This is a genomic window from Corynebacterium sp. KPL1986 (genome assembly GCF_000477975.1).
In the GTDB taxonomy this organism is placed as follows: Bacteria; Actinomycetota; Actinomycetes; order Mycobacteriales; family Mycobacteriaceae; genus Corynebacterium; species Corynebacterium accolens.
Genome location: NZ_KI515719.1, coordinates 36,403 through 56,035 on the forward strand (window position 1 = coordinate 36,403; position 19,633 = coordinate 56,035).

At 53.2% G+C, this 19,633-nt stretch carries 19 protein-coding genes and 1 tRNA gene; 3 read left to right on the forward strand and 17 right to left on the reverse strand.

Features of this window, described 5'->3' with window-relative positions:
* Positions 1-24: 24 nt before the first annotated feature.
* Genes HMPREF1287_RS00170 through HMPREF1287_RS00190 form a run of 5 tightly spaced genes read right to left on the reverse strand, consistent with a single transcriptional unit; the run spans position 25 to position 5,959 of the window.
* The gene (locus tag HMPREF1287_RS00170; RefSeq protein ID WP_023017588.1) at positions 25-879 is read right to left on the reverse strand and encodes a MurR/RpiR family transcriptional regulator; all 855 of its coding nucleotides are present in this window, start codon (positions 877-879) and stop codon (positions 25-27) included.
* Positions 879-2,057, reverse strand: a complete 1,179-nt coding sequence (locus tag HMPREF1287_RS00175; RefSeq protein ID WP_023017589.1) for a M20 family metallopeptidase — start codon at positions 2,055-2,057, stop codon at positions 879-881. Before HMPREF1287_RS00175 ends, HMPREF1287_RS00170 begins: the two co-directional genes overlap by 1 nt.
* A 13-nt stretch (positions 2,058-2,070) precedes the next feature.
* Positions 2,071-3,228: an amidohydrolase family protein gene (locus HMPREF1287_RS00180; RefSeq protein ID WP_023017590.1), complete on the reverse strand. Its 1,158-nt coding sequence runs from the start codon at positions 3,226-3,228 to the stop codon at positions 2,071-2,073.
* Entirely contained in the window at positions 3,218-4,477 is a 1,260-nt protein-coding gene (locus HMPREF1287_RS00185) for a glutamine synthetase (protein ID WP_042403599.1), read from the reverse strand. The genes HMPREF1287_RS00180 and HMPREF1287_RS00185 overlap by 11 nt, the downstream gene beginning before the upstream one ends.
* Before the next feature lie 51 nt (positions 4,478-4,528).
* Entirely contained in the window at positions 4,529-5,959 is a 1,431-nt protein-coding gene (locus HMPREF1287_RS00190) for an APC family permease (RefSeq protein ID WP_023017592.1), read from the reverse strand.
* 759 nt (positions 5,960-6,718) lie between these two features.
* Here HMPREF1287_RS00190 and HMPREF1287_RS00195 point away from each other — a divergent pair.
* On the forward strand, positions 6,719-7,165 hold the full coding sequence (locus HMPREF1287_RS00195; protein ID WP_023017594.1) for a DUF2871 domain-containing protein: 447 nt from the start codon (positions 6,719-6,721) through the stop codon (positions 7,163-7,165).
* Between the two features lie 2 nt (positions 7,166-7,167).
* Positions 7,168-7,920, forward strand: coding sequence for an MFS transporter (locus HMPREF1287_RS11970; RefSeq protein ID WP_023017595.1), 753 nt, complete (start codon positions 7,168-7,170; stop codon positions 7,918-7,920).
* Positions 7,921-8,064: 144 nt separating this feature from the next.
* Here HMPREF1287_RS11970 and HMPREF1287_RS00205 read toward each other — a convergent pair whose 3' ends face one another.
* The 11 genes from HMPREF1287_RS00205 to HMPREF1287_RS00255 all read right to left on the reverse strand — a co-directional run bounded on the left by HMPREF1287_RS00205 (position 8,065) and on the right by HMPREF1287_RS00255 (position 18,100).
* On the reverse strand, positions 8,065-9,837 hold the full coding sequence (locus HMPREF1287_RS00205; protein WP_023017596.1) for an ABC transporter ATP-binding protein: 1,773 nt from the start codon (positions 9,835-9,837) through the stop codon (positions 8,065-8,067).
* On the reverse strand, positions 9,830-11,578 hold the full coding sequence (locus tag HMPREF1287_RS00210) for an ABC transporter ATP-binding protein (protein WP_023017597.1): 1,749 nt from the start codon (positions 11,576-11,578) through the stop codon (positions 9,830-9,832). Before HMPREF1287_RS00210 ends, HMPREF1287_RS00205 begins: the two co-directional genes overlap by 8 nt.
* A gap of 7 nt (positions 11,579-11,585) precedes the next feature.
* Positions 11,586-13,055 (reverse strand): ABC transporter ATP-binding protein, encoded by a 1,470-nt coding sequence (locus HMPREF1287_RS00215; RefSeq protein WP_023017598.1) that lies wholly within the window; start codon positions 13,053-13,055, stop codon positions 11,586-11,588.
* A complete protein-coding gene (locus HMPREF1287_RS12765; protein ID WP_023017599.1) occupies positions 13,052-13,777 on the reverse strand; it encodes an energy-coupling factor transporter transmembrane protein EcfT in 726 nt (241 codons plus the stop codon). The genes HMPREF1287_RS00215 and HMPREF1287_RS12765 overlap by 4 nt, the downstream gene beginning before the upstream one ends.
* Complete coding sequence (locus tag HMPREF1287_RS00225; RefSeq protein ID WP_034653519.1) at positions 13,774-14,409, reverse strand: MptD family putative ECF transporter S component; 636 nt, start codon at positions 14,407-14,409, stop codon at positions 13,774-13,776. Before HMPREF1287_RS00225 ends, HMPREF1287_RS12765 begins: the two co-directional genes overlap by 4 nt.
* Before the next feature lie 206 nt (positions 14,410-14,615).
* Positions 14,616-15,362: a DJ-1/PfpI family protein gene (locus HMPREF1287_RS00230; RefSeq protein ID WP_232218792.1), complete on the reverse strand. Its 747-nt coding sequence runs from the start codon at positions 15,360-15,362 to the stop codon at positions 14,616-14,618.
* Positions 15,330-15,405: transfer RNA gene (locus HMPREF1287_RS00235), tRNA-Arg, on the reverse strand. The genes HMPREF1287_RS00230 and HMPREF1287_RS00235 overlap by 33 nt, the downstream gene beginning before the upstream one ends.
* A 114-nt stretch (positions 15,406-15,519) precedes the next feature.
* Positions 15,520-15,801 (reverse strand): glutaredoxin domain-containing protein, encoded by a 282-nt coding sequence (locus tag HMPREF1287_RS00240; RefSeq protein ID WP_023017602.1) that lies wholly within the window; start codon positions 15,799-15,801, stop codon positions 15,520-15,522.
* Entirely contained in the window at positions 15,801-16,331 is a 531-nt protein-coding gene (locus HMPREF1287_RS00245) for a dihydrofolate reductase (RefSeq protein ID WP_023017603.1), read from the reverse strand. The genes HMPREF1287_RS00240 and HMPREF1287_RS00245 overlap by 1 nt, the downstream gene beginning before the upstream one ends.
* On the reverse strand, positions 16,331-17,158 hold the full coding sequence (locus tag HMPREF1287_RS00250; protein WP_023017604.1) for a thymidylate synthase: 828 nt from the start codon (positions 17,156-17,158) through the stop codon (positions 16,331-16,333). The genes HMPREF1287_RS00245 and HMPREF1287_RS00250 overlap by 1 nt, the downstream gene beginning before the upstream one ends.
* 48 nt (positions 17,159-17,206) lie before the next feature.
* Positions 17,207-18,100, reverse strand: coding sequence for an NAD-dependent epimerase/dehydratase family protein (locus HMPREF1287_RS00255; RefSeq protein ID WP_023017605.1), 894 nt, complete (start codon positions 18,098-18,100; stop codon positions 17,207-17,209).
* Between the two features lie 107 nt (positions 18,101-18,207).
* On the opposite strand from HMPREF1287_RS00255, the gene HMPREF1287_RS00260 reads away from it, so the two are divergent.
* Complete coding sequence (locus HMPREF1287_RS00260; protein ID WP_023017606.1) at positions 18,208-18,876, forward strand: TetR/AcrR family transcriptional regulator; 669 nt, start codon at positions 18,208-18,210, stop codon at positions 18,874-18,876.
* Here HMPREF1287_RS00260 and HMPREF1287_RS00265 read toward each other — a convergent pair.
* The gene (locus HMPREF1287_RS00265; protein WP_023017607.1) at positions 18,873-19,631 is read right to left on the reverse strand and encodes a 3'(2'),5'-bisphosphate nucleotidase CysQ; all 759 of its coding nucleotides are present in this window, start codon (positions 19,629-19,631) and stop codon (positions 18,873-18,875) included. The two genes, HMPREF1287_RS00260 and HMPREF1287_RS00265, sit on opposite strands and share 4 nt — an antisense overlap.
* Positions 19,632-19,633: the final 2 nt, after the last annotated feature.

Genomic DNA, 19,633 nt, shown 5'->3' on the forward strand with positions numbered 1-19,633 from the left:
ACCGTACCGAAGCTCCGACTATTTTCAGCTGAGTTCTTTTCGAAGAATTTCGAATGCTTCAAGATATTGGATCCCCGTTTTTCCTATTTCCCTCGAGACGCACTCGCAAATTGCTTCGATTAGCGCGAATGCGGGAACCAGAGTGTCAGAGGGGCCGAATGCCTCGACGCGGGTGACCAAGGTTGCATCACTGTACGAGGATATAGGGGACATCCATCTATCTGTGGTTAAGATAACCAAGGCGCCTTTTTCTTTGACTAGCCGCGCAATTCGTTCTGAGCGTGGACTGTATCTCCGGAAGTCGAAGAAAACCCAAATGTCGTCGGCAGACGTTTGGGATATTAATTCAATAAGGGCAAGATCGGACAATGGTGCTGCTAGTTGGTTACCACGGAAGAGACTGAGCTGAGCAACAAAATGTTGAGCTAGTACCCATGAGAAAGTTCCGCCGTGAGAAACAATGCGGTGCTTTTGATCTGATAGGAGGGTTATGACTTTTTCAATATCGTCTTTTTTGGCGTATTTAAAAGTCGATTCAATTCCGCGTAAAAAAGCTTCGGCTGAATGATTGAGTGTCTGTTCTACTCGGTCATTAGCCAGGCTGGGGAAATCGTCCCCAGCCTGGCTGAGTGGTGAGGCATCTCTTTCAGAAACCTCTTTCATTAGAGCACTCTGAAATTGCTTAAACCCTTTGAAGCCCATGGTTTGCACAAAGCGAACGATCGTTGCACTGCTGACATTTGCTTGGACAGCAAAATGCTGGACCGTCTTAAGGCCGACCCAAGGATAGCTGTTTAGCAGACACCTTGCCGCATCCTTTTCTGCTTGTGACAGGGTTGGAAATTTAGCATTGATCTGCTCAGTGATGCTGTAGGACATTATCTTTCCAGTAAGTTATCCGCTGCGGCAATATAGCCAGTGATAAAAGCTTTGGCGACGTGGAGAATTGCTTCATCTGGTGGTAAAAATTCGGCATCGTGTAGTGAAGGAGTATCGCCTTCGTTGACCCCCACGAAACACATTAAAGAGGGACAGTTTTCTCCGTAATAGGAAAAATCATCGGCGCCTAGAGAGCGCATCGTATTGGCTAATGGTATGTCAATCTCTGCAGCGTACGACTCAAATTTATTAGCCAAGGAGTCTGCGTTGACTAGGGCTGGTTCGCCGGGAGTATATCTAGTTTCTGCAGAACAGCCTAAGCTCTGTGCCGTAAAAGTGGCGAATTGATTGATCTGGTTTGCAAGTTCGTCATTTGTTTCGATGCTAGTGCTTCTAATCGTTGCGAAGATGCTACCAGTTTGAGGCAAGACGTTTGCGGCTCCTTGTCCGACCGAAATGCTACCGATGCTCACCACAGCTGGGCTCATTGGATCGTTATTCCTACGTACTACCTCGGATAGTCCGAGAGCGATCTGAGCAGTAGGTGTCGCTACGTCGTTGGCTTTGTGAGGATAAGCTCCATGCCCTCCTTTACCGCGCACTCTGATTTCGATTTCGCCTGCCGCAGCGTTGACAAAGCCAGAGCCGGCCGCGATTGAGCCGAGTTGAATGGCTGGATGCACATGTGCCCCGATTACATGGCTCACTTTGTGCTTTTCTAATAGACCGGATTCAGAGATATCAAGAGCCCCCGAAGGATAGGTTTCTTCTCTGGGCTGAAGAATTGGAACTAACCCAAAAGGAAGATCGATATTTTTTGCTGCGTTGACGACGCCTGCTAACGCCGCAAGATGAATGTCGTGGCCGCATGCATGCATCTTGTTGGAGGTGGCAGCCCACTCGACGTTTGTATTCTCTTGCACTGGCAAAGCATCCAATTCGCCACGCATTCCGATACTGGGGCCTATCGTAGGACCAATTCGGCCGACTGCGCCAGTCTCTGCAACGGAGTCAAAACTGATGCCCATTTCTTTTAGCATCAGTTCTTTTGTAGGGCCCTCTTCACCGCTAATTTGAGGATGTTGGTGAATGGTTTTTCTGAGCGCGCTCGATTTGGAAGCAGTTTTCAGGAACTCATTAATCCATTGTTGAGATAGCTTCTTCAAATGCTTGTTCATGTTTCCAGCTCTCCTAATCTACTTCATAAAGTCGTGCTGCGTTTTCGTAGCCGATCATCCGAGCGATTCGGTAGCATTCGTCAAGAGGCCAATTCGCTTCTTCGTGGAAGTTGATTAGAGCCTTAGCTAATCCCTCGCGGAACAATTTCGCCCCTAGATAGTATAGTTCAGGGAGTCCAAACGCATCGGAGCTGAATAGAATCTTTCCGAAAGGACTTAGTTCTAGAGATTCAGCAATTACAGCATTAGCGCGGGCCCCAGTGTAATTAATCGCTAGCCCTACATCGAAGTAGACATGTGGAAACACGTCCGCTAGGTACCCAGCTTCTCGATGGTAAGGGTAGCAGTGTAGCAGAGTAAAGCGCGCGCCAGATCCGTTCGATTGCCGAAATAGATTGGTAAGGAACAGTGGATTGCATCGATGAAGGTCCACGTCGTCATCGCCATATCCGATATGGAGCTGAATTACTTGAGCTTTGTCGATTGCGAACCACAGTAGGTGTCGAATGATTGTACTATCCTCGAGTCGAATACTTCCTTCCTGGGCTAGTAATTTAGTCACCGCTTTTGATAGTTCATTCTCGGTTGGACGAGTGAACGGGAAATCTAAACCAACCCGGTACGCGGCAATGGACTTTACTCCTATTGCATTTTTTATTCGAGCTCGCAGAGTGGTGTCGAGTTCTTCGAGAAAGGCAGCCTCCTTTTCGTAGCTTTCCTGATCGCGGATTTTTTCAGCTACTTCTTCGGCGACCCTTTCTAGCCGAACTACTTCATGGACAGTTTTCCCGGTTAGTTGATGTAGCTCGTTAGGGGACGTGATCATATCGGCGGAGTGACCTGTCTCGAGACCAAAAGTCTCGATTCCGGTGGCTTTGAGAAACTTCTTGTTAATGCTTTCTGATGGCATAGTTGTTCTCTTCGCCATGTACTCTTCTGGTGAGCAAAATGAGTCCAATCCTAAGACTGGAGCACAGGTGCCTCGAACCTGAAAACCAATTTGGGAATCGAATCGAGTCGTTCCGACGGTTGCTGGGCTAGACGACTCGGAAATGAGTTCTTCAAAGTCGGGGCGCTGAAGTTGTTCAGTAACGGTTCCATGGCAGTGGTGATCGAACAATGGAAGAGAATCCAATGCATGTAGGAACTCATTGATACTTTTAATAGACATCTGCATACACCTCACATTGCTCTTCGATGCTTTTTTCTTCTAACGTGGCAATTTCATCTCGCTTCACCTTAAGGAAAGTTTCTACCCAAGCCTCGGAGAACCAAGAACGAACAACTTCATTTTCCTCGAACGCCTTCAGAGCTTCTTCCAAGTTCGATGGTAACGGCTGGCCCTCGAAAGAAGAGTCTTTGTCCGAGTCCGCTTCACCTACTACCACCCTTACAGGATCCAGGTTTTCAACTATCCCTGCCATGCCTGCTCGAATGATAATACCCATCAAGATCCAGGGATTTGCTCCGACGTCTCCACCGCGGAACTCAAAGTGGAATTGTTTGTCAGGCTTTCGATTACCAATTTCGTTAGTTGGGCAGATTCTTACAAGTGCTTCTCGGTTTTGCTCCCCGCAGAAAGCCTGCGCGACGGACCATTTATTTGGTTTCAGGCGGTGATAGCTTACGGTTAGAGGCGCGAACAAGCTAGTCATTGGAGCAGCGTACTTTATAATTCCTGCATTAAACTGGCTAGCAATCTTAGACATCCGCCCCGGTTTGTTTGGATCAAAAGAAATGATCTCACCATTGCGTCCGTAAAGCCCGTAGTGAACGTGCACGCCGGATCCACCCTCGGAGGCGTCTGGGACAGGTGAAAACGTAACCTCACGACCGTAAGCTTTGAAGCAGGTACGCACGATTTCTCTGAGCAGAATTGCACGATCGGCAGCCAAGACTGGATCGGAGGGTTTCATAGTGAGTTCATACTGGTAAGGTGCATACTCGGGAAGCCAACATTCTGGTTCAATTCCAGCTTGCTCTAAGATTTCGAAAATCGTTCCTCCTACAGGCTCTCCGTCTACGAAGTTCGAGAACGAAAATGGGTGAGTGGATTCGGAGGCATTTGTTTCGGTGAACTCGTGTTCAAATGAAGCAGTAAGGGTGAGCCCGTGTTTGTCTTTCAGTTCTTCTACCGCATTTTTTAGAAAGGTACGCGAGCAAGACTCCCATGCCGTTCCATCATTGTTGACTAAGTCAGAAAAGCAGACGTTAAAATCGGGGAGGTTTGGGATTCCCTTTAAGTGAAAAAGGGCATTGGGATCTGCTAGTAGGCGAATGTCACCAGTTGAATCGTAAGGAATACCGCTGACGATGTGACCTAGAGGCCCAATTCCCAGGTTGGCTGGCACCCAACCCACGCTTGTGCCTTCTTTGAAATCCTTTGTGCTTACAGCGCGGCCTTTGGTTCGAGCCGAGATATCGCTTGTTGCGAGGAAAGTAAAGGTGCTTGAGTTTTTTGGGGTTAGACATTATTCGATGTCCTCCTTAGTTAGTTTTCTTCCAATTTGGTTAGCTAATCGGGGTTTTGCCAAGACGATTATGAGTCCTAGAAGGCACCAGGCCCCTGAAATCCAAGGGAAGTAGGTGTACGGCGCCTCTTGGCCTACAACTTGAATGAAGTAGACGTAGACTAGATAGCCCACAGCAAGTAGCGGAAAGATGGTTTCCCACCGAGGAATGCTGGAATCTTTTTTTAGAATAAATTTGATAGCCCCTACTGATGCCATGCCATAAGCAACAACCATGCAGAGGGTGGCAATTGTCGCGTACCAATAGTAGATTTCGACGCTGGTCCGCCCAGCAGCTCCAAGTGCGAGAGCCAAAAGCAAACCGATAATGTTAGTGGCCCATACGGAGCTTTTCGGAATAAACGTTTTTGAATCGCGATTTGCGAACGTTGAGGGACCGAAGCCGTCGCGAGCAAGAGTGTGGATGAGCCTGGAGGTGGCGGTACTCGAGCTGAGGAATGCCCCGAATGCAACTGCGAAGGCGATTACTGAAATTAGAACCGAGAACCACTGTCCGATGTACATTGAACCAAGCTGAGTCAAAGTTGAGGACGATTCGGCAAACATAGCTACGCCCTTCTCGTCAGTTCCGAAACCATTGACTTGGGCGAACATGACGAATACGTAGAGAAATCCACCAATGATTACTGCTAGGAGCAATGAGAGTGGAACTGTGCGTTTGGGATTTGCCGTTTCTTCTCCAAGCGATGAACCAGACTCAAACCCTGCCCAGGAAAGGAAAGCGAATACAGATGCCGTCATTACGGCTGACCAAGAATTCCCAGCCGGAGTAAGTGTTTGAAAATCAAGGGAAGTAGAAGCTAAAGAATCTCCTCCGGTCACTTTGACCAATATGACAACGGAAAGGACCACCATCGCTAAGATTCCAACAAAGCCGATCGCAAGCGTCACACGAGCGGCGGCAGATGAGTTTCTTAAATTTAGATAGAGTCCGGCTGTAGAGACAATGATAGGTATGAGAAGCCAAAGGCCAACCGGAGTTTGAGCCCCCAATTCTTGCAACATTGCTTCGAAAAAAACGCTACAGGCGCCCAAAATGCAAGTAGTCATGAAGACATATGTGCCGAGTAATGCGAAGCCGCTAAAGAATCCAGATTTGGGGCCAATGGTGATACCGGCCAACGCATAAACCGATCCTGCATGTTTAACTCTCTGAAGGAGTCGTACGAAGGCATAGGCAACGAAAAGTGTTCCGGCAAAAGCGATAGCAAATGCGAAAGGAACCGCCTTGCCGACTAGTCCGGCAACTCCGATTCCATTCAAGGACATGGCCATAACTGGTCCCATAAATCCGACAGAAATCGCTGTGACTTCCCAGGTAGAGAGCTTCTTTCTATCGGAGGGGGGAGAGTTTATTGTAGAGGACCCCATTTTAAAGTTCCTTTCATCAAAAGTGTCCTGTGAAACAAAACATACATTAATATGACATAGGTCGCAATAGATTGTTGTTGTCGGCCACTTAATAGCAGTGTCGTGACTATCTGGTAGCGCTTTAGTGGGTATCCGGTAGCAGCTCACAACGCTCCGGGCGGTACTGGAAGGATTCCGTCATGGCGGATAACCGTGCGGTGAAGACGCAGCTGATACGGCAGCGTTCTTACCGATAGTTTGAAGACCCGCTCGGGTGCTCGCATCACGCGATTTCAGGAGCGAATCATGCATTGCGGAGCCGGGACCTGACCACGGTTCAGCAGGTCGCGGCATCAAGGAATGGCGAGTTGGACGAATTCTTCATTGAGAAACGCAGCATTGGGTAAGAAGAATTCGTCCCGATTGACTTTGACGCCGTAGTCAAAACACACACTGGGCACACAGTGCACACACTGCAGGAATTGTAGGCTTGCTACACTCAATCCACCGTCCAGGCGGGTCAGTGTCACTACAGCTACCACCGCCTTCGCCAGCTGATGGGCTCCCATGTCGATGTGGTCGGGCTTACCGCCCGTATCACCGGACCTGACCCCTGATTGGTGGACACGAGGAAACGCGCGTCCAATCAACCTACTGGTTGATTCAAGGTTCAACCGCCTCTGCGATTCAAAGCCAGAGAAGTCGGGGCAAGATATGTATATAGAGAAATTGATCGCCTCGGCTATCCAGTCACTGTGATGACTGGGAAGGAGTAATGACATGAAGGCTTTGTACAGGGCAGCGATTTTCTACCTCGTCTTGGGCTTGGTCGCTGGTTTGTTTTATCGGGAGTTTACGAAGCTACAAGATTTCCCGGAAGGCGAATATACGCAGCTAAGCGTGGCCCACACCCACTTGCTGGCACTGGGCTTCATGCTATTCCTCATCTTTTTGGCGCTGGAAAAGGTCTTTGCACTGTCGCGGTACCGCCAGCTATTCAACTCGTTCTTCTGGCTGTATAACGTGGGCGTGGTGCTCACCGTCGGCATGCAAATTTCGCACGGCATTTTGACGGTGCTGGGCAAGGAATCCAATGAGATGATCTCCGGTATTGCTGGGCTGGGCCACATCTTCATCACGGTGGGGCTGACGGTCTTCCTCGTGAATTTGGGCCGGGCCATCAAGGCGCCAGATGACGGCAGCACCAAAGCTTCGGTGAACGCCTAACTATGACCGAGCGCAGCGCACAAGAAAACGTCACAGCACCTGCTCGCCGCGATTGGATAAGCCTGGCGGTTCTATCCGTCGGACTGGGCATCATTGTTCTAAATGGCACTATCGTCGGCGTGGCATTGCCATCGATCATCACTGACCTGCAGCTCAACTTGACGCAAGCGCAGTGGGCTAACAGCCTCTATGCGGTGTTGTTGGCGGCGCTGCTGCTGTCGACAGGCAAGCTTGCTGATACCTGGGGCCGCAAACGCGCCTTCCTCGCCGGCCTGACGATATTTGTGGCAGGCAGCGTATTGGCGGGATTTTCTACCTCCGCTGCCACGCTGATCTCCGCGCGCGCCGTACAGGCTATCGGCGCCGCGTTCATCATGTCGTCCATGCTTTCGACCGTTAATGCCGTATTCCGGGGCAAGTACCGTGCCGCAGCCTTTGGTGTGCGGAGCGCAGTGATTTCCAGGGCTGCAGCGGTCGGGCCGCTCGTCGGCGGTGCGCTGACGGAATGGGTGTCCTGGTATTCGCGATTATCGAGGGCCCCGACCTGGGCTGGTGGGAGCCCCAATCCTCATTCAGCATCTTTGGCTGGACGTGGTCAGAAAACGCGGCCATTTTGCCGGTTCCGGTGGCGCTCGCGGTTTCGGCCGTGGGCTTCGCGCCGTCAGCCATGGCAATCGGTGCATTCTTCTCCGGTGCAGCAGCCCGCCGTGTCGCGGCACGGTACGGGGCGCCTGGGGCAGTGGTGCAGGCCTTAAGCTAGGGCTTGACCAACGCCGCGCAGCGGTCGCTCGTCGCCGCTACCGCATTCCTTGCGCTGGGCTTTGTCGGTGCACTTCGGATGCGCCGTGCTGCGGGGGAGAAGGGTGCCCCCGCAAACAACGTCGATCTCGGTGCCCGCGTTAATCGCGTCCAGAACTGATTTTCCACCCGCGTGCTGCTTTGCGTTGCTGCCAGAAGTGACGGTAGATACCGGGGACATTGGAAAGCTCAGCGTGGGTACCAAGTTGGCTGACGTGCCCGTGTTCATCCAAGACTACTATTTGATCAGCAGATTTGATTGTATCCAGCTTGTGGGCGATGACGATAAAAGTAGACTTCTCCCGTAGCTCGTCCATTGCGGCAAGGATATTTGCCTCATTTTCTGCATCGAGCGCGGAAGTTGCTTCATCAAAGAGAACAATCGGCGCTTGTTTGAGCAGCGCGCGAGCAACAGATACGCGCTGGCGCTCGCCGCCAGACAGAAGCCGTCCTCCTTCACCAACCGGAGTGTGCCACCCTAGCCGGTTCGCAATAGACGTCACGCCTGAAAGATTAGCTGCACGGAAGATTTCCTCATCGGAGGCATCGGGACGACCAACGCGGATATTAGCAATCAGCGAATCATCAAAGAGATAGACGTCCTGAAAGACCATGGATAGTCTGGACATTAGCTGTTCGGTTCCAAGCTCGCGGATATCTACGCCGTCAACCATCACCGCCCCGGAATCTACATCCCAAAATCGCGAAATAAGGCGCGCAATTGTGGTCTTTCCGGAGCCGGAAGGACCGACAATGGCGGTAACGGTGCCCGGTTGGGCGTGGAAGGCGACATCGACCAATACCGGCTTATCTCCGTATCCGAACGTGACATTGCGCAGCTCAACACTGCCCGAACCGTCTCCTGTACGCGGAGTAGTGGGTTCTGGCAGGGAAGGGGCATCGGTGATGAGCTCGGTTTCTGCGAGCGCGATACGGCCTGCGTCTAAACCGACGAAACAAGAGCCCAGCTGCTCAAGCGTGCGGGTAAACCTCAAGCTGATTCCGATGATCGCAATTGTTTCTAGTGGCGATAGGGCGCCTTCAACGGCAAGATTCGCGGAGACCATAATGAGAGCCACGATGAAGATCTGCACTACTATGCCGTTGAGTAGCAAAGCTAATGTGGATACCCATAGCTCGCGTATCCGTGCTTTATGATCGATTTCTAGTGCTTGCTCAAGCGGCGCAAACCCTTGTGATTTTCCCGCCGCGCGCAAGGCCGGCTGGCGGTTAGCAAATTCTACGATGCGCTGGGAGAGCTCTTTACTCGGCCCGAGTGCGCGGTTCGATGCTTTCTCACGAATCCATGCAGCCAACTGCATCACCACGAGCGCCAATGGTGCGATGATTAGAAAGACCAATCCCAACCGCGGATTCCAGAAACACGCTCCAACCAACAGGGTCATAAGTGCTGCACCATCGCGGTACACCATGCCTTGAGTATGTGCAAGAGTCTCGGCCGCGACCATAAAACGATCTGAGACGAGACGAGATAGCCCGCCGGTATTAGCCGGTATGAACCAGCCGAGCGGTAGCGTTGCCAATTTATCGCCCACAGTCGTGTGCGCGGTTCGGATGAAATCCAAGGCCGTGTGGTAAGAGGCCATGGTTGCGAAAAATCGTAGCGCAAAAGCTACGAGCGCAATTGCCAAAAGCGTCCACATCCATGGTGCGATCGTCGTATCCCCATCGAGTGCCTTTGTAAGTGGCACGAGCGTGAGAACGGCGAGGCCGTCAAGCACGCCAACGATAAGCGATAGACAAGCATGCCTTTTATTGAGCTTATGACCTACAGGACTTTGCAGCTTTTTGACACTGCGAGTAAGTAACGGATCACGAAGCCGCGAACTAGCAGGCGTGGTGGCATTAGACATGAGAATTATCCTTCACAGGCTTGAGGCGGATTATTTGGTCTGCGCCTTGGATTGACTCCGGTTTGTGGGCTATGACCAAGACGGTCTTGTCTCTTACGAGTGTGGCCAGAGCCGCTTGAATTTCTGCTTCGCAGTCAGGATCGGTTGCCGCAGTAGCTTCATCCAGGATCAAGATTGGGGCATTGGTAATAATTGCCCGGGCAATAGAAATGCGTTGCTGTTGTCCACCGGATAAAGAGATGTTCTCACCAACAACGGTGTCGAGCCCAGCTGGTAAAGCGCGAATATCAGCAGCTATGTGCGCGGCCTCTGCTGCTTGCCAGATCTCTTCATCGCGAGCTTCTGGGCGTGCAAGGCGAATGTTTTCCCGAATACTCATGCGCAGTAAGTGAGGATCTTGTAAGACGAAAGCCACAGTGCGGTACAAACTGTCGAAAGTGAGATCACGGATATCCACGTTGTTGATAGTGATTGTGCCCGAATCTGGATCCTGGAAACGCGCCAGCATCGTTGCTGCTGTGGATTTGCCAGACCCGGAGGGGCCAATCAATGCCGTGACAGTGCCTGCGTTTAATTGCGCAGAAAAGTCTTGGAGAACTGGTGTGTCTGGGGCGTAGCTAAAGCTGACCTTGTGGAATTCCACCTCCATGTCTTGACTACTGGCATCGAGGCTCTTTGAGCCTTCATTCACGTGGGAAATTGTCATGACTTCATCGAGGCGCAACGCCGCATTGCCAGCGAGCTGGTAAGACCACATCATGCGGCCGACGGTTTGAATCGTGCCTGGGATCACCAGTGCAATCAATGTTGTGGCGATGACTTCAGCAACCGTGACATAGTCCCCGGCTATTAGCAGAGAACCGACTCCTACATTGATAAGGATGAGCACGGGAACCGCCACCACGGATTCTGAAATTGCGCTAACGCGAAGAAGCGGACGTACCCACTCGTAATAGAAGATAGCGAATTGTTTAGCAGCTTCGCGGTACCGAGCGTGGGCTTTGCCAACGGTGCCGAAAGCCTTGACGACGGAAATACCTTCGGAGAACTCCACCGCAGTGGCAGAGACCTCACCCAAATAATTATCCATTTCCGCAGTTTTTGTGCCCATATCTTTCATTGAATACGCTTGGATTGCTAGGAAAATGGGCACAGTGGCAATAGAAAGTAGGCCAAGGCGCCAATCCAAGATAAAGGCATAAACTAGAAGCGCAAGAGGCGTGAAGATTGCGGCAACTTGCTCTACAGGAGCATGGGCTGTCAGGGTGTGCAGAGTTAGCGTATCGTCCTCGACTGCTTTGCGGACTTTGCCGGAATTAGTCTGGCTAAACCAAGACAGCGGTGCTTTCGCAATAGCGGTAATAATTCGGCGCCGGTTGATCCCCACCAGCTTTGCATCAGCGAAGTGGGTGATCGTAAGGGCAAGGAAATAGAAGAATAGCTGGCCCAAAAATGCAGCAAGTAGCCATTTCACAATGGACGCGACGTCATCAGTATTGCCGTCGATTAGAGCATTTCCCAGTGCCACCAACGCGACGTAGGGTGCTACGGCGAGTACCGAGGATATAAGCGCGAGAAACTGTGCGAAGTAGATGGTTGTTTGCACTGGGGCCAGTAGCTTTTTTAGAGCGATCTGGCCGGCTTTTTGTTTTGCGCGAGCCTCTTCTTCCGGTGACGCACCGTTTGATTCTGCTGCGTGGGTTCCGCTTGATTCTGTGGAACTTTGTTTTATCTCAGACATTTCTTTCTCAATTCTTGTTGATTTCCGTCATATCGATGATTCTGGTGACTGATTCTTGGATGAATTCGTGGTCATGGGTGATAACGATGACCACTGCGCCGCTTGCTGCAAGAGATCGAAGCAGCGCAGAGATGGATTGCAGTTGGCGCCAGCCCACTCCAGAGGTAGGTTCATCGAAGATGTAGACCTCTGCTTGCTCGGCTTGGGCTGAAGCTAAGGCTAAACGTTGCCGTTGCCCACCGGACAGAGACTGCGGATGCCGTTGGGCCATCTCTTCCAGATCGAGGCGATGGAGAATCTCGTTGACATCGGTGTGGTCCCGCTTCTTCTTTGCCAGTCCGATCGTGACCTCTTCTTCGGTGGTGGCAGCGAATAGCTGGCGGCCAACATCCTGCATCACCATGTACGCGCTGCGCCTCCGAGCTGCTGCTCCTACTCGTTTGCTGTTCAAACGGAGACTACCGCCGCGTTTGGGAGAAGCAAGACCACAAATGATCCTGGCGAGGGTGGTTTTGCCAACACCGTTGGGCCCGATTAAGGCGGTGACTTCGCCGCTGGGGAAAAATGCGTGGTCAATGTTGAGCACCTCATGCGTGCCATAAGAAAAACGGATATCGCTTAACTCGAGTCCGCTCCGCTGGGGATCGGCGTTTTCGGGCGTGGGTGGTGCCGGCACGCTCGCGGGCAGGGGAACGTGGTGTAAGCTGCGTAGCCCCAATTGTTTGCGTTCGGGTTCGTCTAAGGCATAAAACTCTTGCGCGTGGAAACTCCGCGTTATTTTTCCCTGAGTCAAGTAAATAACTTGGTCAGCGATATCTTTTAAGAAAAAGAGGCGATGATCAGCGATAATGATCGTTGTGCCTAATTCCTTCAAGCGGTGTAGCACGCGTGCAAGAATATCGATGCTTTCCATGGAGAGGTTGGACGTGGGTTCATCGAGAAGCACGAGACTGCCCGGGGATACAAGCGCGCATGCGCATGCCACGGTTTGTAGCTGTCCACCGGATAATTCTTTGAATCGCCGGCCTCGAAGGTCCTTTACGCCTAGCAACTCGACGGCTGATTGAATCCTCGACTCAATTTCTTTGGGATCCACACCAAGGTTTTCTAGCCCGAAGGCTAATTCTGCATTGACGCTTTCAGTGAAAAACTGCGTCCGTGGATTCTGAAATACTGAGGCGCTGAACTCGATGGCGCGGGAGAGCGGTTCCTGCGCAGGGTTAAAAGCCTGGTCATCCTTTGTAATAGTGATGGTGCCTAGTAGCTCTCCTGGATTGAAATGAGGGATGAGTCCGTTGATCAACTTGAGCACCGTGGACTTTCCCGATCCGGAATCACCGGTAATCAGTAGGCACTGTCCTGGAGAGACAGAAAAAGACACATCAGATACACCTTGAATGCCTGGCCGAGCGCCCAGTGGATATGTAAAAGAAACGTTATGGGCGTTTACACTGGTTGCGATACTGCGGTCGTTCATAAACGGACCTCCGTGGGAAGCCAGACAGAGGCAACAACGAGGCCCAACCCAGCTATTGCAGTGGCATCGACAAGCTTGAAGGAAAGATCGGCGGTGGTGGTTGGGCGTGTGGGTCCTCCCAACCCGCGAACCAGAGCAGAGGCGGCGAGCTCATCACCGGCGCGGACGACGGCGCCTAACAAGGGGATGATCAGCATCGCGGACGATTGTGTGGGCTGTGTGAACCAGCTTTTTACTCCAGGCTGGAGACCCCGAAGGACCATGGCATCGCGGATGGCTTTGGCTTCTGTCACGATGATCGGCAAAACGCGCAGGAATACCGCCGGTGGAATGGTGGCCCAGCCTGGTAAACGCAGGTCCCGCAGTGCTGAGGTCAACGTGGATGGTGTGAGAGTGAGCAAGCCGAATGCGCCGATGGACATGCTGATGACAAAACGGCTTAGCCACGAAAAAATTGCCGCCGAAAAAGCGAAAAATGTGGAGCCAGGAAGCTGTAATAGGCCCCAATACCCTAGATAGGATAATGCAAAAGCGCACAGGCAAATAAGACCATAGTGTGGCTTTACTGTAGTTAGTGCGATGGAGCTGAAGGCGATAGAAATCAGCAGTGTCGGTAGGTGGCCGTGGCTGAGAGCTACCGCATTGATTACTAGAACAGAAAGCAGCACGGTCCGTGGATCGATCGAAGATCGACGAAGCACGCCCTGTTTGTGCAGGCTCACAGGAGACCAGCGCTTTCAAAGTGTTTGCGGCTGACGCGAACTCCGACCTTTCCTCCGATAAAGCCGACGATGAGCGCACAAATGGCCAGTACTCCAATGGTCCATGGCTGGAAGATATCCGACATAGCATCGGCGTATTCTTGGCCCATTTGGTCTGCGATATCGACGTAGTATGAGTCCGTATCCATAATTAGCGGGATAAAAGGCAAAGAAACCCAGGCACAGAAGACGCCATAGGCAATAGGGAAGGACTTGGCAATCCCGAGGTGGCTTTTTGTGATAATCAAATCCGCGATAAACCCAAGAATTATGCTTCCCAGCAAGGTCCAGAAGTAGTGCCCGGTGAGCATGAATGCTAATCCGTTAATACCGCCGACAAGGGTGAAAGCGCCCATTTTGGGCGTGCGGGCGGCATAAAGCGCTAGCACGATTCCATTTGCGATTGCTGCGATGAACCAGCCAATGAACATGAATTGTGGTCCTGCGAATCCAACCATCCCGGTTACAAAAGTGATTACAAAGTAAAGTGCAGCAAAGATGCCAGCGTTGATGAGATCTCTGGTGTTTAAACGTGCCGTCGACCCACTGGATGAGCTTGTATTCCGTGCGGGCGTAGAGGACTGTTGGGGCATGGTAAACCTCGATTCATAAACAGTAGGGAAAGTAAGGCTTACCTAAAACGTATAATACTGTTTATAAGCTATTTCTAGCTCGATCTGAAGATTTACCCTTAATGGGGGCGAATGCAGATAAGCGGTTTATAGGGATCATAAAATCATTATTTGTTGATATGAGGGAACTAAGGTGTACCGCCTCTGCATGCTTGGACCGAATGAAATCAGACAGCAAACGGATCGTTATCGGGATTGCTGTTGACGATGAGCTCAATATGATTGGTGACAGAGGATGCTGTTTCTTCACCGAAGAAGTGAGTAATGAAGGCCACCGCCATATCAATTCCTGCCGCCACGCCGGATGATGTCCAGAGATTGCCGTCGTGGACCCATCGAGCTTGCTTTTTCCATTCAATTTTCTGGCCGTGCGTTCTAACCCAGTCGAACGCGTTCTTATTTGTGGTAGCGGTGTGGTTTTCTAAAAGGCCCGCGGCGGCGAGTAGCGCTGACCCAGTACAAACTGAGGTGATGATGTCCGCCGAGCCTGCAAGGGCAGCTAGCTGGCGGAGGAATTCTGGATCTTGAACAAGTGAGCGTGTACCGCGTCCTCCTGGCACAAGCAGAGTATCTCCAGAGAAAGATTCAAAACGCATTGTCGGAACTATGCGTACGCCTTGAGCGCTGCTTACCGGGCTGTCATGTTTTGACAGATAGTTGACTTCAAGGCCTGTTGTATTTGCGAGTACTTCTGCGGGGCCAAAACATCGAGTAACTCGAACCCGTCGAAAAGTACGATGCCAATGTTCTGCGGACGCGTCTGGCTCATGACTAAACCGTATCAAAACCAAATTCGACGCCTTAGAGTTTTGGTGCTCGGGGTCAATAAGCAGAAGCGTAGAAAAATGTACCCCTCTGATGCAGGTCAGAGGGGAACAAATTGGTGCCCCAGAGAAGATTCGAACTTCCGACACCGGCTTTAGGAGAGCCGTGCTCTATCCCCTGAGCTACTGGGGCGGGGGTGTTGCTTATGCAACTCGGATCATCATAGCAGTGGGGCGCGAGTGCGCCCCAAAAGGCTGCGTGCGCGGCCATTTGTATAGGTCCGGCCAGCAGCCTTAGCTATGAGGTTTAGGTGTCTGCCAGTTCTTCCTGCTTGTTGCGCACGGAGGATGCAGGCGGGTTGGTCTCGTGGGTGCCGTCGGAGTACAAGACGGTGGGAATGATGCGGTTGCCGTCATTGACGGACTTGATCCACTCGTTGATGTCATCGGCGTTATCGCCTTCTACGTCGACGAGCTCATAAGGGGTCTCGGTGCGGTCCAGGTTCTTGATGAGCTTGGCGCAAAATGGGCACCAGTCGGCGTAGAAGATGGTGACATCGGCATTGGTTTCGGGTGCTTGTACAGTCATTATGCTGCGTCCTTTCTATCGTAAGTTAAAAAGCGGTACTTCATGGGTAGCTCGCTGGCCGGCTGCTCGGGAAGCTCTAAATGCCCTTTGTCAGAGGTAAGCCAATCCGTGCTGTAGGCCAAGCCGAACGTATCGGGGATATCCGGGGCAAAGACGGCATCCTCGCCATAGATATCGCCGATGTTTACGCCCATGAGAGTGACCTCGATGCGGTCCACCTGGTCCAAGGCGGCGGTGTAGATTTGGCCGCCGCCGATGACCCAGGCATCGGCAAGCGCGGGCATCGTCCTGCCCACCGTAGCACCAGTTGACCACGTGCCGGGCGCGCGCGAGGAGAGCACGTAATTTTCCCGGCCGGGCAGGGGGCGGAACTTGGGGTTGAGGGACTCCCAGGTCTTGCGGCCCATGATGACCGGCGCGCCCATGGTGACGTCCTTGAAGTGCTTGAGATCCTCCGGAACGTGCCAAGGCATCTGCGCGCCATCGCCGATGATGCCGTCCAGGGACTGCGCCCAAATCGCGCCAAGCATTAGACCGACACCTGCGCCTTGATGGCCGGGTGCGGGTCGTAGCCCTGCACCTCAAAATCGGCGAAGTCATAGGAGAAGAGGTCCTTCGCCTTGTTGAGTTTAAGCTGCGGGTACTCACGCGGCTCGCGGGAAAGCTGCTCTTGGACCTGCTCCACGTGGTTGTTATAGATGTGGCAATCGCCGCCGGTCCAGATGAGATCGCCCACCTTGAGACCAGCCTGCTGGGAAAACATGTGGGTCAGCGCCGCATAGGAGGCAATATTGAAGGGTACGCCCAGGAACATATCCGCCGAGCGCTGGTAGACCTGTAGCGACAGCGTGTCATTGGCCACGTAGAGCTGGAAGAGCAGGTGGCAAGGCATAAGCGCCATCTGATCGAGCTCCGATACATTCCACGCGGAAACCAGGTTGCGGCGCGAGTCTGGGTTGTTCTTCAAAGTGTCGAGTGCCTGCTGGATTTGGTCGATGTGGCTGCCATCCGGGGTGGGCCAGGAACGCCACTGCACGCCGTAGACCGGGCCCAAATCGCCATTCTCATCGGCCCACTCGTTCCAAATGCGCACGTTATTATCCTGCAGGAATTTCACATTGGAATCGCCACGCAGGAACCACAGCAGCTCGCCGATGATCCCGCGAAAGTAGACCTTCTTCGTGGTCAGCAACGGGAAGGATTCCGCAAGGTTATAGCGCAGCTGCGCGCCGAAAATGGAGCGCGTGCCGGTGCCGGTGCGATCGCCTTTGGCCGTGCCTTCTTCGAGGACGCGGCGGAGGAGATCCTCATATGGGGTATCGATAGTGGCACTAGAGGCGGTGGACGTATCACTCATGGTGCCCAAGTGTAGAACGTTAGAAAGCCATGGGGATAGTCGGAAAATCTATTTCTTGTTGGTGCTGGTAGCGGGACTGTCTGCTCGAAGGGTTTCGCGGATCGCTTGCTCGATCGGGGTAGCTTCCCACTGGGCGTCGGCACCACTCAAGATGGAGGGGCGCTCCCACAGATAGCGCATCTCCAACAGTCCATGAAGATCGGAGTTAAAGAGCCCGCCTAGCCTGATCATCCACGGACGCAGCGTTATGGGCGAGTGTCGGCAGCCTGCGAGGCATGCGAACTCCGCCTGGGTAATTGCAGGGGCGCAGGGCGCAAAAATAATAGGTGGCCTGGTGGGGGCAAGGATGGCATCGGCAAGCGCACGGCCAAAGTCCGGAAGGTAGGTAACCGAATGCGTGGTATGCGCGTTGAAGAGTGCGAGGGGAATGCGTTTGCCGATGATCAGTTGGTGATACACGCACCCCGGACCAGAATCCGGGCCAAATAGGTCAGCGGCCACCACCGATACGGCGCGGGCAGGTGAGGCGAGGCGTGTATTGATGAGCGCAGCGCGCACGCCGGGTTTTCCTTGTCTGGATGTGGTTAAAGGGGTATCTGGTGAAACCGTTTCGTAGGCTGGATCGAATCCGTAGATGGATTCTGGGAATACTATGGGGATATCGCATTCGGCGGCGACGTGGAGGGCTGTGTCCTCAGCGGGGATGAGGAGCGTGCGCCATGCCTCGGCGTTATAAGCGGCGTGGATGCAGTGGACAATGCCGTCGACGTCTGCGGGATAGGACTCTTTTTGGGTGGCATCGCCGGTGATGTGCTGTACGTGTGGGCCTAGGTCGAGTGTGGAACCGTGGCGGCTCATGATGATGCATTCATAGCCTCGGGCGGTGAGTTCGCGGGCAACCGCACGGCCAACGGGTCCAGCGCCAGTGATGAGGTATTTCATTATCCGGAGTCCTATTCATATTAGTGACTAGTGCTCTCTAAAAATATAGGGCGGGGTCCTTGAAAGCAAGAGTAGTGCTCTCTTTTGTGAGTTGCTATAGTTTGCTCATGGCACAAACCCCACGCGAGCGCGCCCGAGAGCAGACGATGACCCGCATCATCGAGCTGGGACGGCAGCAACTAGCTAGTGGTGGTGTAGAGGCGCTGAACCTACGGGCCATAGCCCGTGAGCTAGGAATCGTCCCTTCTGGTATTTACCGCTACGTACCGGATAGGGCGAGCCTTATTACTCTCCTCATTGTTGATGCTTTTGACTCCCTTGATGGGGCAGTGGTGCGGCGCGATGATCCGAGTGCGCAACCGCGTGAGCGATTCATTGGCCTCGTAGGTGCGATGAGGCAGTGGGCCCTTGAATTTCCGCAACGGTGGGGGCTGATTTACGGCACCCCGATTGTGGGCTATCAAGCGCCAGCTGCCGAGACGATAGCAGCGGGTACCAAAGTTAGCCGCCGCCTCGCCGCCTTGCTAGAACAGTCTACGGTCGCGTCGTTGGGGCAGCGATCGCGCCAACTGGATGCAGATATGGAGGCAGCCGCGAAAGATATGGGCTCCGAGCTCAGCGCGGACGCCATGGAAATGGCGTTGGAGGCTTGGGTGAGGATCATCGGGCTGATCAACGCCGAGGTTTTCGGCTACCTAGGGCGCGATACGCTGAGCGAGTTCGCTGAGTTCCATGCCCGCGCTGTGTCGCGGCTCGCCGATGAGTTAGGGCTCTAAAATCCGCCATTCTCCTCGGCAAAGGCCGCGGCGTGCTCTAGAATCTCGTCTTTGAGCTCGGGGCGGCAGATGAGCAGATCGGGGATGAAGGTGTCCTCGTTATTGAAGGTGATGGGGCTGCCGTCGAGGCGAGAGCAGTGCAGGCCGGCTGCCATGGCGACGCCTACCGGGGCGGCCTGATCCCATTCGTATTGGCCGCCGGCGTGAATATAACCGTCATAATCACCCAGCAGCACGTGCATGGCCTTGGCGCCGGCGGAGCCGACGCCCTCGGTTTCATAGCCCATCTTTTCCGCGATGTAGCCGGCCACCTTGGGCGGGCGGTTGCGAGAGATGACGAATTTCTTGGATAGCGGGCCGGCGACGGCGCGCACATCGGAGGACTTGAAGGTTACGCCGTAGTCTGGCAGTCCCACCGCGGCGTGGACTGGGGTGCCGTCCTCAACGAGGGCGATGTGTACTGCCCAGTCCTGGCGGCCGGTGGCGAATTCTTTGGTGCCGTCAAGCGGGTCCACGATCCAGACACGCTTCTTTTTTAACCGGGCAAGGTCATCGGAAGCCTCTTCAGAAAGCACGCCATCGCCGGGCCGGTGCTGTTCTAATACGCGGGCGATCCATTCTTGGGCGGCGTCATCGCCGGCATCGCCAAGCGAAAGGCCCCGTAGCAGGCCACCATTGCGCACACCCTTTAAAATCTCGCCGCAGCCTTGGGCGAGCGAATTGGTCAGGCGGGAATCAGAAATCTCGACGGTCATGG

What these genes read in the sequence shown, in the direction of transcription:
- HMPREF1287_RS00205 (WP_023017596.1), bottom strand. Translation starts at nt 9,837, where the DNA reads ATGTCTAATGCCACCACGCCTGCTAGTTCGCGGCTTCGTGATCCGTTA.
- HMPREF1287_RS00250 (WP_023017604.1), bottom strand. Translation starts at nt 17,158, where the DNA reads ATGAGTGATACGTCCACCGCCTCTAGTGCCACTATCGATACCCCATAT.
- HMPREF1287_RS00260 (WP_023017606.1), top strand. Translation starts at nt 18,208, where the DNA reads ATGGCACAAACCCCACGCGAGCGCGCCCGAGAGCAGACGATGACCCGC.
- HMPREF1287_RS00255 (WP_023017605.1), bottom strand. Translation starts at nt 18,100, where the DNA reads ATGAAATACCTCATCACTGGCGCTGGACCCGTTGGCCGTGCGGTTGCC.
- HMPREF1287_RS11970 (WP_023017595.1), top strand. Translation starts at nt 7,168, where the DNA reads ATGACCGAGCGCAGCGCACAAGAAAACGTCACAGCACCTGCTCGCCGC.
- HMPREF1287_RS00215 (WP_023017598.1), bottom strand. Translation starts at nt 13,055, where the DNA reads ATGAACGACCGCAGTATCGCAACCAGTGTAAACGCCCATAACGTTTCT.
- HMPREF1287_RS00240 (WP_023017602.1), bottom strand. Translation starts at nt 15,801, where the DNA reads ATGACTGTACAAGCACCCGAAACCAATGCCGATGTCACCATCTTCTAC.
- HMPREF1287_RS00265 (WP_023017607.1), bottom strand. Translation starts at nt 19,631, where the DNA reads ATGACCGTCGAGATTTCTGATTCCCGCCTGACCAATTCGCTCGCCCAA.
- HMPREF1287_RS00175 (WP_023017589.1), bottom strand. Translation starts at nt 2,057, where the DNA reads ATGAACAAGCATTTGAAGAAGCTATCTCAACAATGGATTAATGAGTTC.
- HMPREF1287_RS00245 (WP_023017603.1), bottom strand. Translation starts at nt 16,331, where the DNA reads ATGCTTGGCGCGATTTGGGCGCAGTCCCTGGACGGCATCATCGGCGAT.
- HMPREF1287_RS00195 (WP_023017594.1), top strand. Translation starts at nt 6,719, where the DNA reads ATGAAGGCTTTGTACAGGGCAGCGATTTTCTACCTCGTCTTGGGCTTG.
- HMPREF1287_RS00180 (WP_023017590.1), bottom strand. Translation starts at nt 3,228, where the DNA reads ATGTCTATTAAAAGTATCAATGAGTTCCTACATGCATTGGATTCTCTT.
- HMPREF1287_RS00170 (WP_023017588.1), bottom strand. Translation starts at nt 879, where the DNA reads ATGTCCTACAGCATCACTGAGCAGATCAATGCTAAATTTCCAACCCTG.
- HMPREF1287_RS00190 (WP_023017592.1), bottom strand. Translation starts at nt 5,959, where the DNA reads ATGGGGTCCTCTACAATAAACTCTCCCCCCTCCGATAGAAAGAAGCTC.
- HMPREF1287_RS00210 (WP_023017597.1), bottom strand. Translation starts at nt 11,578, where the DNA reads ATGTCTGAGATAAAACAAAGTTCCACAGAATCAAGCGGAACCCACGCA.
- HMPREF1287_RS00225 (WP_034653519.1), bottom strand. Translation starts at nt 14,409, where the DNA reads ATGCCCCAACAGTCCTCTACGCCCGCACGGAATACAAGCTCATCCAGT.